Consider the following 13,758-nt stretch of genomic DNA (forward strand, 5'->3'; position numbering starts at 1 on the left):
GATAAGGCACGTTAGATTGCTTGATAATATTGATGTTTCACAAGATTAATTTGGTGTTGACATGTTGTTTACGCAAAGGAAAGGAAGGGAACAATTACAATTTTGTATGCTCGTATAAGGTCGTTATTTCATTATACGCTCTGGTAAGTTTATTAGAAATATCATAAATTTCTTTATGTTGATATCCTTGTTTTCCTAGTTTACCTTGTTTTATAAATTCCCATATCGTTAATGCATTTGCAATTTTTTCGTCTGTTTCTGCATTATCAAAATCTGAAAGGAGTAATGGTGTATTCATTCCGTCTATTTCATTGTATATGTTTTTCAACATTTGTTCAGAATTTTTGTCTTTTAGTGTAGGGTGATTTGCCAAATAATATAAAGCAAGTCTTTGTGCAAGCATACGTTGTCTTCCCGATACGGTTATGATTTTTTTAAGCTCAATATCTTTTTCGTTATAAGATTCATCATTTGCTAGCCCTTTTGTAGCTTTATTTGCATTTTTGGATTCTATTGCAATCGAGCGAACAACATTTTCTGTTTCTTTAAGCAAATCTGTATTCAAGTTTAATATTTTTTTGGCATCATCAAAATTTGGAGTGCTTTCTATATGTTTTTTAAATGTGGCCCATAGATTACTAACTTTTTTAATTTTACTCTTTGTTACCTTATTGCTAGAATTTTTAGATAAAATTTCATTCTGTTTTTCAAAAATGATTTTACTTGTCATGAGATCTCTTGAAGCTTTATCATCATCAGAGTTCTCTACCATATATAAATAATCTTTGGCCATTTTTTGAATTAACATGCCTTGTTTCTCCGATATGTTAATAGCTTTATTATAAGTCATCACACCGTATTTTGGCTTAGATTGGGCATTAATTGTAGACAAACCCAATGTCATTATTCCTAGTATAAACAGTATATACGTTGATTTAGTAGTTAAATAATTATGTCTCATTTTTATTGTTTTTAAGTATTTAAATATTAGTATTCTTCAAGAATTAATTTTGTAATTTTCTTATCAGGAGATAATCCTAGAATTAGAATCAAAGAAGTATTTTCGAACTCTGTTAGATACCTTTTTGCTTTGTCTTCATCTAATAAAAAAGAAGAAGCTCCCATTGGCCCTTTTTTTGATTGGTTTTCAGAAATGAATTGTTTTACTTTTTCAATTGTAAATGTCGATTGTAATTGGGGGGAGAACGTATCAAAAATCTTTTTAGAATCTTTTGCGTTGTATGCATCCGTTACTTCGGTGATTACTTTTTGATAATCCTCTTGGGTTTGCGAAAAGCTTATTTGCAAAAAAAGAAATAAGATTAGGCTAAGTATTTTTTTCATAGCATTTAAATTATGGTTTAACCATTTTATAACTACGGTTAAATGATTGTTTTCTAACCGATTTGTTTTATTGGGTGCGAAAGTAGAATTAGAATCTGTAGAGAATTTGTGGAGAATCTGTAGGAAATCTGTAGACGTTGTTTTTATTCTATTTTTCGAAGTAATTGACTGAAAAACAAGTGAGTAATAAAGTTTTTTTTAAACCATAAATTGACTTACTTTTTGAAAATGAATATTGTTTATAAAAACTTTTGCTTTCTGATAATTATTTGTTTCTTTAATTAAAGGTAATTGGAGTATTAAATTTAACCCGAAAGAAGTGAAAATTCTAATTATAGAAGATGAACATATGCTTGCCGAATCAATGGTACAATACCTCGAGAGAGAAGGATACCAATGTGAATGGACAGATAACTTAGCGGCGGCAAAAGAAAAAAGCTGGGATTATGAATATGATTGCCTGGTTGTTGATATTAATCTTCCCGATGGTAGTGGCCTTGATGTTATCAAACAGGTTAAAGAAATGAGATCAAAATCAGGAATTATTATCGTATCTGCCCGTAATGCTATTGATGATAGGATTTATGGCCTTGATATTGGAGCAGATGATTATCTTACTAAGCCATTTGATCTTGCAGAGCTAAATGCACGTATAAAGGCAATTATACGCAGACGAAATTTTGATGCACAAAATACGATTACCTTTAATGAAATTGAAGTGTGCCCTTATGAAATGAGTGTTAAAGTAAATAACAAAACTCTCAAACTTACTAAAAAGGAATATGACCTGATGTTATATTTTATCTCGAATCCAAATCGTGTAATTCCCAAAGGATCTATTGCAGAACACCTCTGGGGAGATGAAATGGGGATCGCAGATTCGTATGATTTTATATATTCTCATTTAAAAAACCTGAGAAAAAAAATTCTCGAACAAGGTGGTCAAGATTACATCCAAACGGTATACAGTGTAGGGTATAAATTTTCTGATCAATGAAACTACTAAGCTTATCCAATCGTTATTATTTTACAGGATTATTTATCGTATCCCTTATAGGAGGTTTATCTTCTTACTTTGTTATTAGACATACTGTAAATAGTGAGTTTAACGATAAATTATTTGCAGCAAAAGAAGAATTAGTAGATGAGCTTTATAGACATGATGAGTTATTGAGTAGTTATAGTCTAAATATAGGTGATAATATTGTTATTCAAAAAGTAGATAGAGACCCAAAAATCCAAACATTTATAAAAGACACGGTATTGTTTAATGAATACCAAAATGAGGAGATGAACTATAGGCAGATCACCTTTTCTGATAAAGTGAAAGATACTTTTTATGTCTTTTCGATAACCAAATCATTACTTTCTTCAGAAGATTTAATACGAGGTGTTACGCAGGTTATTACTCTGATTACTGCTTTATTTTTTATAACAATGCTTGTATTGAGTAATATTGTTTCACAACGAATTTGGGTACCTTTTTATAATACTCTAAGCCAGATAAAAGATTTTAATGTTAAGAAACCAAAACCACTGTCTTTTAGTGAAACTAATATATTGGAGTTTAGAGAATTAAATTCTACACTTGAACTGATGACAAATCAAGTGACAAAGGATTATAAGAATTTGAAAGAATATACCGAGAATACTTCTCACGAAATACAAACTCCATTAGCTATTATTAAAAACAAAATGGAACTTTTAATGCAAGATAAAAATCTTTCTGAACAGCAAATATCCATTTTAGGACAAGTATATGAATCTACAGGAAGACTATCAAAACTTAAAGATAACCTTTCGTTATTATCAAAAATTGATAACAATCAATTTATCGATACAACAAAACTAATAGTAGCAGAATACCTTAAAAAGAAAATAGGTAAGGTAAAAGAATTACTTGATATTAAAAGTATTGAAGTAACCTATGATTTTAAAGGAAACCCAGTGATAGAGATTAATGAAACAATGGCCTATGTATTGTTTAATAATTTGATTAGTAATGCCATAAAACATAATATAGAATCTGGAAAACTCGTAATGACACTTACCAATGAGTATTTTGAGATTAAAAACACAGGAAAGCCATTAGAGATACCAGAAGAAGAATTGTTTGGACGTTTTAAGAAATCTGGAAACAGACCTGATTCTAGTGGTCTTGGTTTGTCATTAGTATATAGAATTGTTGATTACTACGACTTCTCTATAAGTTATAAAAATACTGATATTTGGCATAAAATTACACTTAAATTCTAATGCTAAATACGAGTACTCAACCATTCTTTAAATTGATAAAAATTCTGTGGCGCTACACCATGACCTACCGGAAATTCATTTAATGGACTTGTTATACCAAGTTCTGAAAGTAAGATAGGAGCTTTACGTGCCCAATCCACAGGAATTACTTGGTCTACATTACCATGAGAACAATATAGATTAAGCTTAGAAAAGTCATTTGTCTTGTAACTATCGGCTAAGATATCTTCATTAATGTATCCACTTAGTGCAATTACATTTTTTACCTTTTGAGGGTAGGAGAGTGCAACTGCGTAACTAAGGATAGTTCCCTGGCTAAATCCAAGAAGAGTAACATTATCTTTATCCAAATCATAAGCATTTACAGCTTCATCAATAAAACCAGCAATTTTATCTCTGGATTCGATAGCCTGTTTATCATCACTAAATTTTCCTTGGCTGTCATCAAAGTAGATTGCGTACCATGCATTACCGTATGGTTGCATAGAATAAGGTGCCCGTACCGAGATAATGAATAATTCCTCTTGTAATTCTGTAGCAAAAGAAAAAAGATCATTTTCATCACTACCATACCCATGAAACATGAATAGAACAGGAGTCTTTTCTTTTTTTATTGTTGGTTCTTTGATGATATGGTGTAGTGATAATGTTTTGGCTTGCATAGTTTTATTTTAATTGTATATGTATATGATCATCATGCCGTACAGCCTGGCATCCATGAAATCGTATTTTGGCACTTTGTACCTTTAATCTATTCTTAAGATGTGGTTCTATAAAGACTTTCTCTATCTGTTTTTGTTTTACGATTGCCAAAAGTAAATCTTTTGTAGCTTTTTTTGAAAGTTTTAGCCCTTTGTTTATAGTTCCAAAAGTTATATACTTTGTAAAATCGTACTGCCAGTTTCCTTTTTGTTTACAAACTAAGGTTTGATTATATTCTTGTTTAGTAGGGGATTCAAATACCCCATAGCCACTAATTGAAGGTTTTTTATTGGTAATCTGATAATTATGATCTTGGTAAATAAATGAGATGTCGATTTTTTTTCCATCATTATGACTTAAATGTGGAAGTAATGGAAATCCATTTATAAATGGAAAATTTGCATCTAGATATATTAATATAACTCCTGGATTAGAGTGCTGAACCAAACTTGAGGTTTTTTCTAATACAGTATAGAGCCTTGGGTGTACATAATTCCTATTCAAAAATTTTGTGATAAAACTGTGGGCTTTTATTTGTGTAGTATCTTTTATTTTTTCTCTACCAAATAATGGAGCGATATATGGAACAATAAAAAATGTTATAAATATATAAGTGATAAGAAATATACCTAATTTTTTAAATCGATATTTTCGTACATTTCTTTTAACGAGCACTTCTGTAAGAATATATATAACCCCACCAATTTGAGTTAGAGCAGTTAAAAAAAGAAATAATAAGAATTTGAAAACTAGTTTCGCTATTTTTTTGAACATAAAAAGGTTGGTTATAGCCTTCTATTTAATAAAACTAAACCATTCCTGAAAGTAAGGTCCCAAAATGGGAACTGTTTTTTGTTCTTCTCGTATTGCCAAGATAAGCCCAAAAACAATCAGCACGATACAGAAGATATAAAAAGCGAGATGAATCATTAGTGAGTCAAAAACATTAGCTAAAGCTATTAAAAGATAGAAACTGATCCACGAACCTAATGCTTGCCTGATATGAAAACTTGCAAACTGGTTTTTACTTTCCTGATTCATGAAAAAAGCTATAATTGTACCAATAACGGTTATATATGAAACAATAGCCGCTGTTTTTCCTTGTTTTGCGTAGTCAGATTGCATGATTGTTGTATTAGATTATTTAGTTTTACTACACTAGATCTTAATAAAGAATTAGTTGTGTAATAGACTTATTTCAATATCATTTTTCCCTTAGCAATAATGCCATAAGGAGTTCCTTTTATAGATTTTCCTATAAAAGCACTATTTTTTGAAGAAGATATAACATGTTCTTCTGTAAAAGTGGTTTCATCCATAGGGCTAAATAGTGATAAATCTGCTTTATTGCCTTTTTCAATGCTCTCACTTTCTATTTTGAAAATAGATTTACCTCTGGTAAGTAGTGCTATTGTTTGTTCAATATCCAATATGTTATTAAGAGTTCCAAAAGCACTTTCCAGCCCTGTTGTACCATATTTTGCATGATCAAATTCTACCTTTTTATGTTCTACATCTATTGGTTGATGATCACTGGTAATCATATCAATTGTACCATCCTTTATACCTTTTACTAAGGCATTTACATCTTTTTGTGTTCTTAATGGAGGGAGTACCTTATAATTAGTGTCGAATGTAACCAATTCTTTATCGGTTAGAGTTAAATGATGAACGGTTGTACTACAGCTTACTTGTAATCCTTTTGCCTTAGCGTCTCGAATTAATTCTACTGATTTTGCTGTCGAAATTGTAGGGATGTGTAAGGTGCCCCCGGTATATTCTAGTAGAAATAAATCCCGTGCAATCTGTAACTCTTCTGCTAAAGCAGGAATTCCTTTCAACCCTAATAAAGTACTTTGTTCTTCTTCATTAACCATTCCTTTTCCGGCAATATTATTTTCTTGAGGAAAAGATAGAACCAATCCGCCAAAATTTTGCGCATAGAGAAGAGCAATCTTTAATAAATTAGGGTTTTGAATGGCTTTTTTATAATCACCAAAGGCGATAGCACCTGCCTGTTGCATATCATATAACTCTGCCATATCTATTCCCTTAGATTGTATTGTCAAAGCTCCGATAGGATATAGGGATACTGCACTATTTTGGGATTTTCCTTTCAGAAAACCTACAGAAGTACTATTGTCGGTTATAGGAAATGTGTTTGGATGTAATGCTATAGCTGTGAAACCACTTTTTGCAGCTACTTGTAAACCGTGATCGATAGTTTCACGTTCTTCGTATCCTGGTTCACCAAAACTTACACTACTATCAAACCATCCTTGCGAGATGTGTAAGTTGTCTAATGTAACTTCTTCAACATGATCCGAGGCCTTGATTGTTGTATTAATATCTGTAATTATCCCGTTTTCGATCAAGATATCAACTGTTTGACGATGAAAGGGAGACTTTGGATCAATTACAGTAGCAGCCTTTAATAAGAAATTCATTTTAGATATTTTAATAGTAGTATTTCAATTAGCAGGAATATCAATGCAAAAATAACAAACCATTTCCAAAGTTCATTAACACTAGTCTCTTCTTTTATTTGGTCAAAAAGCTCTGTTATTGATTGACTTACTTGATAATCTTCGGTAGTATTTAGGTTATAGTATTGTAAATCACTCTCTGCACTATTATAATTATAACTTACATGTTGTTGAACACTGTTATTTTTATCTTGTACTCTATAAATTCCTGCCCTCGTAGGAACCTCATCTGTAGTGATACTCACTTTTGTAGAAAAACTTTGCTGCAAGGGTATAATACTTTCCTGATCAGAGACCAGAGATAATATCCCATCTTGTCCGAGAGATATAGGAACATCATAAGAATTGATCTGACCAATAGTATATGATATATCGGTAAGTTGCAGGCTACGTTTACCAATGTTATATAGTGTAGGAACAATTAGCGGCGAATTCTTAAAATTAGAGTTTTCCTGATTTATAGCCGATGTAAATACGTATATATTATTTGTCTTATATAAGAAAGGACTATTATCTTCAAAAGATAATACAATATTAGATGCATTTGCTTGATAATAGCTATTCACCTTTGGGTATTGAAAATTTGTAATTTTTTTATCAAATACCCCCCGATACAATGGGTGTGAGAAGTTAATCGAAGTAATTTTCTTTTCCTGTGTTTTTTCTGCTAATAATCCTTGTGTCGAATATCCGCTTATAAATTGTTGATAAGAAACCAAATCCCCGTGTATAGCAGGAATAAGACAAATAGTACCTCCTTGATCAACAAATGGTTTTAGTGCGTTAATAAGTGATACCGGAATTTGCTTAACCTCATTAATTATCACCAGGTTTGCATTACTAATATCATTATAATTAAGTCTTTCGACAGAGCTGCTTAGTACTACAAATTCATCTGAAGTAAAAATATTTTTTATAAAACTATCATCAGCTTCATTAATTGCAACAACTTTTATCTTTTCTGGAGTATTTATAGTAAAAAACCTTGAGTTATCAAATGTTATTGCAGGATCTTCTATAATAACGCGACCATTGATTTTTATGTTTTCATCTAAACGAAACTCAGTTTCAGCTGTACCATTTTCGGGAATTGAAACTGCTGTTTTAGCAATTAATTTGTCATCATTATATAGCGCAATAGATATGTTTTCTGCATTAGCATCCGTATTGCTTAATACTACATTAAGTGTGAGATCATTATTTGTATTGTGTTCTAAATATAAACTGTCGATAGCAATGTTTTGTCTGGTGACAGGCTGTAATTGAACAAGGTGTGTTTTTGTATCTGTATCTTTTTGTAAAGCAAAAGCGTTTTCTTTTTGTTGAAAATCCGAAACCATTATTACACGCTTAATAGTTTCTGGAGATGTCCCGAGTAATTGTTTTGCTTTAAGGTAAGCTGCAGGGTAGGAAAGTTGATTTGATGAGTACTCGATCTGTAACAAGTCGTTTTGAATATCTTGTTTAGAAACATCAATAAAAGTCTCTGTATTGGTAAAAAGAGATATGGTCTCTTCCTCTGGTAGGTCGCTAAGGATTTCTTGTACAGCACGTTTTAGGAGAGGCCCTTTAGATCCTTTGGCCTGCATACTAAATGAATTATCAAGATATAATGCTGTTTTACTTTTTTTGCCAACAATTTCTTCTAATGCCAGAAACGGTTGAGCAAAAGCAAAAATAATAGCAGCCATTGCTAATAAACGGGCAATTAGTGTTAACCATTTTTTGATTTGAGAACTCTTACGAGTTTGTATGGTAACTGCTTTTAAAAACTGAACATTTGTAAAATTAACCTTTTTAAAACGCCGTAACTGAAATAAATGAACTAGAATAGGAATTATAAGTGCAAAAAGAGCGTAAAGAAATTCTGGGTGTTTAAACTGCATTCCTCTTGTTAATTCTTGGATTGTGTAAATATACTATAAGATTTGGGAATAAGGATTTTGAAAACGTATTTTTTATATGCTATGATGTATCAGGTAAAATAGATTATTTTAAAGTAGTAGTATTGGGTAGCCGATTAAACAAAAACATCATTCTAGATTGTTTTACTAAAGAAAATCATAAAAAATAGGGCTATCTTTGCAAAAATATTCAGAAATGGCATTTCCCATAAATTGTTATTTCTTAAACGATTTATATGTCATTTAACACATTAGGATTATCCGATGCACTTTTACGAGCCATCGACAAAAAAGGATATACAGTTCCTTCGCCGATTCAAGAAAAAGCTATTCCGCCGATTTTAGAAAGAAAAGATGTTTTAGCATCTGCGCAAACAGGTACAGGAAAAACAGCAGGATTTACATTACCGCTATTACAGATTTTATCTCAAGGACAAAAATTAAGAAAAAGACCTGTACGTGCTTTGGTACTAACACCTACAAGAGAATTAGCGGCTCAGGTATTGGATAATGTAAGGGCATATAGCGAATTTCTGGATTTGCGATCAATGGTAGTATTTGGAGGAGTGAATGCAAACCCACAAATACGAGCATTAAGAAATGGTGTTGATGTATTGGTTGCAACTCCTGGACGGTTATTGGATTTACATAATCAAAGAGCACTCTCTTTGGCGAATGTTGAAATTTTGGTTTTAGATGAAGCAGATCGTATGCTCGATATGGGGTTTCAAAGAGATATTAATAAGATTCTGAATTTATTACCTGCTAAGAGACAAAACTTATTGTTTTCTGCCACATTTTCTAAGGAAATTAAACAATTAGCTAATGGAATTTTACATCATCCAGTCTGGGTTGAAGCTGCACCAGAGAATACTACAGCAGAGAAAATTGAACAAAAGTTATATAGAGTTGATCAAAAAAGAAAATCTGAACTAATTATTAAATTTATATCAGAAGGAGGATGGAAACAAGTATTAGTTTTTACCAGAACAAAGCATGGAGCTAATCGACTAACAAAAAAAATGGTAGCTGCAGGGATTACTGCTGCAGCAATTCATGGAAATAAAAGCCAGGGAGCTAGAACAAAAGCTCTCGGAGGTTTTAAAAAAGGAACGATTCGGGTGTTGGTAGCAACAGATATAGCGGCTCGTGGACTAGATATTCCATTATTACCACATGTTGTAAATTTTGAATTACCCAATATTTCTGAAGATTATGTACATCGTATTGGCCGTACCGGTAGAGCAGGAGCTAGTGGAGAAGCAATCTCTTTAGTTAGTCAGGAAGAAATAAGCTATGTAAAAGGAATAGAAAAATTATTAGGAGAAAAACTACAAAGTGAAATTGTAGCAGGTTTTGAACCAACAGCGAGTTTTGAAAAACCGGCATCAACATCAAGAAACAAACCTCATAAAAAACCTAAGCCAAAAGGTAATAATAGAAACTATAAAAGGAGGTCCAGAAGATAAAAATTTGGCTTTACATAAAATAGAAGGTAACAAAAAAGCGGAAGTAAGACTTCCGCTTTTTATATATAAATCTTTTTTTGTATTAAAAGATATAGTATCCAACAGAAACTTGAAATACAGAATTTTTAGCTTCAGTGTTATCCACAATATCAGTAAAACCAATATTATATCGTAATTGACCGAAAAAAGAACCAAATTCTACTCCAGCACCTACAGCAGCACTTAAGTCAAAACTTTCTGGATCGGTACCACCATTAAAATTGTCATTAACTATAAAACCAAATTGAGGTCCTGCTTCTGCACTAAAAAATTTAGCGAATTTAAATTTTACTAAAACAGGAAGATTTAAATAATCAACATCAATATCTTGATCTATACCAAAGGCTTTAAATTTTGCTCCTTGTGCAGAATATATAAGTTCTGGCTGTACAGCAAACATATCTGATAACCCTATTTGTACGACAGCACCAATATGATATCCTGTTCGTCCATCTAAATTGTTATAACCGTCTCCATTTAATGTAGCAAAGTTTACCCCACCTTTAAAACCAAGTTTGATGTCCTGTGCATTCGAAGAAATTGAAAAACCGATTACCGCAATTGCTAATAAAAAAAGCTTTTTCATAATTGTAAATTTAAGGTTTGTTTGAGGTCAAAGATAGGAACTAATATCTTAAGAAAAGGTTAAATCTAGAAAGCTTCGACTTGTTTACTAGTACCATTTTGATGTTTTTTAAGTATTATTTTGAAACAAAGAATGTTGTATCTTCGCCCTAAATTCAAAACCTAAGCTAAGATTGCAATACGAATTCACAATACAAGTTTCACCAGAAATTGCTGCACATCCCGATCAATTAAAAAGTAAGGTAGCACATAAAAATGGTATCCCTTTGGATGAAATTAGACATGTTCAAGTTTTAAAACGCTCTATTGATGCGCGACAACGAGCAATTAAGGTCAATTTGAAGCTAAAAGTATATGTGCAGGAAGACTTTATAGATAAACCAATTATAGTACCCGAATATCCAAATGTTTCTAATGCACCAGAGGTTATTATCATTGGAGCTGGGCCAGCTGGTTTGTTTGCAGCACTCCGTTGTATTGAATTAGGTTGTAAACCTATTGTTTTAGAACGAGGAAAAGATGTACAGGCACGTCGCAGAGATCTTAAAGCTATTACTAGAGATCATATTGTTAATGAAGATTCAAATTATTGTTTTGGAGAAGGTGGTGCGGGTACATACAGTGACGGTAAATTATACACCCGATCTAAGAAAAGAGGAGATGTACATCGTATTTTAGAGCTCCTGGTTGGATTTGGAGCTACCGATCAGATTTTGGTCGAGGCACACCCACATATTGGGACAAATAAATTACCCGGTATTATAACTGCAATACGAGAGAAAATTGTTGAAAGAGGAGGAGAAGTACATTTTGATACCCGTGTAATTGATTTTAAAATTAAAAACTCTGAAATTAATGGTGTAACTCTGCTTGATGGGAGTACTATTGACACTAATAAGGTTATTCTAGCTACAGGACATTCTGCAAGAGATATATTTGAACTGTTGTATGATAAGAAAATAGAGATCGAAGCAAAACCTTTTGCTTTGGGAGTACGAGTAGAACACCCGCAAAAACTTATAGATCAGATCCAGTATTCATGTGAGGTTCGTGGGCCTTATTTGCCTCCTTCGCCGTATAGTATTGTAAAACAGATAAAAGGTAGAGGTATGTACTCTTTTTGTATGTGCCCGGGAGGAGTGATTGCTCCATGTGCTACCAGCCCTGGAGAAGTGGTTACAAACGGGTGGTCTCCTTCTAAAAGAGATCAACCTACTGCCAATAGCGGTATTGTTATAGAATTACGATTAGAAGATTTTAAAGAATTTTCTAAGTATGGCCCTTTATCAGGAGTATATTTTCAGAAAAGTATAGAGCAGCACGCTTGGCAGGTAGGTGGGGAGACTCAGAGAGTTCCTGCACAAAGGTTAATAGATATGGTTGAAGGAAAAATATCAACAAACCTTCCTGAGACCTCTTATAAGCCTGGTTTAACATCTGCTGATATGGGGGGAGTATTCCCAGAATTTATTCATCAAACGCTACAAGATGGTTTTAAGGCATTTGGTAAAAGCATGAAAGGCTATCTTACTAATGAAGCTGTAGTACATGCTCCCGAGTCCAGAACATCATCGCCTGTTCGCATTCCAAGAGATTGGAAAACATTAGAACATACACATATTAAAGGATTGTATCCTTGTGGTGAAGGTGCGGGATATGCCGGAGGTATAATTTCTGCAGCTATTGATGGTGAAAAATGTGCTCAGGCTTGCGTAGCAACAATAATATCTAAAACAGTTTAATTAGATTTCTTTATAGAGAACTCAAAAATGGTCTGAATCTTTTCTTTAGAAGATACTTTGATATAGCCTCCTAGATTTTTAACTAATTTTTCTACTGTAGAAAGCCCAATACCATTACCTTTATTACCACTTCTATCTGCAATATTAGCTGTTGTGAAAAGTTCAAAAATAGTATCCAATTTATCATTTGGAATTCCCATTCCATTATCTGTTATTCTGAAATAGTAGAAATTTTCATCCTCGTTAGTTTCTATAGATATAATGATTTGCTCTTTGTCATTATATTTAATACTGTTTCCGATAAGATTAAAGAAAATTTGTTTTAATGCAAGCTTATTACACTGTATAATAGGATCTTCTTCGGGAAAATAAATAGTAAAATCCGGTTTCATAGTAAGTAAATCAACAATTTTATTCAATAGATGATTTAAATAAAATTCTTCGGGTTTATTCTGCATTAAACTTTCGCTCTCATAATGATCTAGTACATCACTAATATAGCTACTCATAGAGAAAGAAGAAGTTTTGATATAATCAAAATATTCTAAACTTTCATTATCGAGTTTATCTCCCAATTTAAGCTTCAGTAAATCTGTCGATGTAATAACATTGGCTAAAGGCATCTTAAGATCATGAGAAATCACTCTTGCAAACTCCCTTAGGGATTCGTTATGTTTTTCTAATTTATTTTGAATTATTTGAAGATCATTATTCTTTTTGTTCAGCTCAAAAAGAATAATCACTTGTTTTGCCAAAGCATTAAGAGATTCTAATTGCTTATTAGAAAGTTCTCTAGGAACACTATCCATCACACATAATGACCCCAAAGCAAAACCATCCTTATCTACTAACGGAATTCCAGCATAAAAAATAATAGGCTTTCCTTCAAGAATAATTGGACTGTCATTAAAGCGTTTATCTTCTCTAGTGTCTTTAATTAATAATGGAGCTTGAGGTTGTAAAACAACATGAGAGCAAAGAGAATTATTACGAGGAGTCTCGCAAGTCTCTAATCCGTGTTTAGATTTAAACCATTGTCTGTCATTATCTACCAACGAAATTAGTGCCATATCTGTTTCACAGATAAATGCAGCAAGAGCCGTAATCTCATCAAACTCCTTCTGTGATTCGGTATCCAGAATGTCTAATGATTTTAAAGCTTCTAACCTAAAGTTTTCGTTTATGGGTATTGCGTTTGGTATCATCCTCTTACAAAGAATTGATTTATATA

At 32.3% G+C, this 13,758-nt stretch carries 13 protein-coding genes; 4 read left to right on the forward strand and 9 right to left on the reverse strand.

The annotated features are described in order from the left end of the window. Positions 1-94 precede the first annotated feature (94 nt). Together DG435_RS00600 and DG435_RS00605 are read right to left on the reverse strand one after the other, a co-directional pair. On the reverse strand, positions 95-961 hold the full coding sequence (locus tag DG435_RS00600) for a hypothetical protein (protein ID WP_159025775.1): 867 nt from the start codon (positions 959-961) through the stop codon (positions 95-97). A gap of 26 nt (positions 962-987) precedes the next feature. Continuing rightward, positions 988-1,344 (reverse strand): hypothetical protein, encoded by a 357-nt coding sequence (locus DG435_RS00605; protein ID WP_106794860.1) that lies wholly within the window; start codon positions 1,342-1,344, stop codon positions 988-990. Positions 1,345-1,663: 319 nt separating this feature from the next. On the opposite strand from DG435_RS00605, the gene DG435_RS00610 reads away from it, so the two are divergent. Then, the gene (locus tag DG435_RS00610; protein WP_106794859.1) at positions 1,664-2,341 is read left to right on the forward strand and encodes a response regulator transcription factor; all 678 of its coding nucleotides are present in this window, start codon (positions 1,664-1,666) and stop codon (positions 2,339-2,341) included. After that, positions 2,338-3,600 (forward strand): cell wall metabolism sensor histidine kinase WalK, encoded by a 1,263-nt coding sequence (locus DG435_RS00615; RefSeq protein ID WP_106794858.1) that lies wholly within the window; start codon positions 2,338-2,340, stop codon positions 3,598-3,600. The genes DG435_RS00610 and DG435_RS00615 overlap by 4 nt, the downstream gene beginning before the upstream one ends. Positions 3,601-3,602: 2 nt before the next feature. Here DG435_RS00615 and DG435_RS00620 read toward each other — a convergent pair whose 3' ends face one another. From DG435_RS00620 to DG435_RS00640, 5 genes are all read right to left on the reverse strand, one after another. Further along, positions 3,603-4,262, reverse strand: a complete 660-nt coding sequence (locus tag DG435_RS00620) for an alpha/beta hydrolase (protein WP_106794857.1) — start codon at positions 4,260-4,262, stop codon at positions 3,603-3,605. Positions 4,263-4,266: 4 nt separating this feature from the next. Beyond that, positions 4,267-5,076 (reverse strand): hypothetical protein, encoded by an 810-nt coding sequence (locus DG435_RS00625; protein WP_106794856.1) that lies wholly within the window; start codon positions 5,074-5,076, stop codon positions 4,267-4,269. A gap of 21 nt (positions 5,077-5,097) precedes the next feature. After that, positions 5,098-5,427: a membrane protein gene (locus DG435_RS00630; protein ID WP_024769477.1), complete on the reverse strand. Its 330-nt coding sequence runs from the start codon at positions 5,425-5,427 to the stop codon at positions 5,098-5,100. Between the two features lie 68 nt (positions 5,428-5,495). Next, the gene (locus tag DG435_RS00635) at positions 5,496-6,749 is read right to left on the reverse strand and encodes a dihydroorotase family protein (RefSeq protein WP_106794855.1); all 1,254 of its coding nucleotides are present in this window, start codon (positions 6,747-6,749) and stop codon (positions 5,496-5,498) included. Next, on the reverse strand, positions 6,746-8,674 hold the full coding sequence (locus tag DG435_RS00640) for a BatA and WFA domain-containing protein (protein WP_106794854.1): 1,929 nt from the start codon (positions 8,672-8,674) through the stop codon (positions 6,746-6,748). The genes DG435_RS00635 and DG435_RS00640 overlap by 4 nt, the downstream gene beginning before the upstream one ends. 254 nt (positions 8,675-8,928) lie before the next feature. Here DG435_RS00640 and DG435_RS00645 point away from each other — a divergent pair, with 254 nt between their 5' ends. After that, entirely contained in the window at positions 8,929-10,161 is a 1,233-nt protein-coding gene (locus DG435_RS00645; RefSeq protein WP_106794853.1) for a DEAD/DEAH box helicase, read from the forward strand. Between the two features lie 82 nt (positions 10,162-10,243). Here the strand turns inward: DG435_RS00645 and DG435_RS00650 are convergent, their stop codons facing one another. Next, positions 10,244-10,786 (reverse strand): porin family protein, encoded by a 543-nt coding sequence (locus tag DG435_RS00650; protein WP_106794852.1) that lies wholly within the window; start codon positions 10,784-10,786, stop codon positions 10,244-10,246. Between the two features lie 172 nt (positions 10,787-10,958). On the opposite strand from DG435_RS00650, the gene DG435_RS00655 reads away from it, so the two are divergent. Next, positions 10,959-12,527 carry an NAD(P)/FAD-dependent oxidoreductase gene (locus DG435_RS00655; RefSeq protein WP_106794851.1) on the forward strand — a complete coding sequence of 523 codons (1,569 nt, stop codon included), beginning with the start codon at positions 10,959-10,961 and terminating at the stop codon, positions 12,525-12,527. On the opposite strand, the gene DG435_RS00660 is transcribed toward DG435_RS00655, so the two are convergent. Next, on the reverse strand, positions 12,524-13,732 hold the full coding sequence (locus DG435_RS00660) for an ATP-binding protein (RefSeq protein WP_106794850.1): 1,209 nt from the start codon (positions 13,730-13,732) through the stop codon (positions 12,524-12,526). The genes DG435_RS00655 and DG435_RS00660 overlap by 4 nt on opposite strands. Between the last annotated feature and the right edge of the window lie 26 nt (positions 13,733-13,758).

Origin of the sequence: Aquimarina sp. Aq78 (assembly GCF_900299525.1) — a bacterium.
Taxonomy (GTDB): Bacteria; Bacteroidota; Bacteroidia; order Flavobacteriales; family Flavobacteriaceae; genus Aquimarina.

What these genes read in the sequence shown, in the direction of transcription:
- DG435_RS00625 (WP_106794856.1), bottom strand. Translation starts at nt 5,076, where the DNA reads ATGTTCAAAAAAATAGCGAAACTAGTTTTCAAATTCTTATTATTTCTT.
- DG435_RS00640 (WP_106794854.1), bottom strand. Translation starts at nt 8,674, where the DNA reads ATGCAGTTTAAACACCCAGAATTTCTTTACGCTCTTTTTGCACTTATA.
- DG435_RS00645 (WP_106794853.1), top strand. Translation starts at nt 8,929, where the DNA reads ATGTCATTTAACACATTAGGATTATCCGATGCACTTTTACGAGCCATC.
- DG435_RS00635 (WP_106794855.1), bottom strand. Translation starts at nt 6,749, where the DNA reads ATGAATTTCTTATTAAAGGCTGCTACTGTAATTGATCCAAAGTCTCCC.
- DG435_RS00660 (WP_106794850.1), bottom strand. Translation starts at nt 13,732, where the DNA reads ATGATACCAAACGCAATACCCATAAACGAAAACTTTAGGTTAGAAGCT.
- DG435_RS00620 (WP_106794857.1), bottom strand. Translation starts at nt 4,262, where the DNA reads ATGCAAGCCAAAACATTATCACTACACCATATCATCAAAGAACCAACA.
- DG435_RS00615 (WP_106794858.1), top strand. Translation starts at nt 2,338, where the DNA reads ATGAAACTACTAAGCTTATCCAATCGTTATTATTTTACAGGATTATTT.
- DG435_RS00650 (WP_106794852.1), bottom strand. Translation starts at nt 10,786, where the DNA reads ATGAAAAAGCTTTTTTTATTAGCAATTGCGGTAATCGGTTTTTCAATT.
- DG435_RS00605 (WP_106794860.1), bottom strand. Translation starts at nt 1,344, where the DNA reads ATGAAAAAAATACTTAGCCTAATCTTATTTCTTTTTTTGCAAATAAGC.
- DG435_RS00600 (WP_159025775.1), bottom strand. Translation starts at nt 961, where the DNA reads ATGAGACATAATTATTTAACTACTAAATCAACGTATATACTGTTTATA.
- DG435_RS00630 (WP_024769477.1), bottom strand. Translation starts at nt 5,427, where the DNA reads ATGCAATCTGACTACGCAAAACAAGGAAAAACAGCGGCTATTGTTTCA.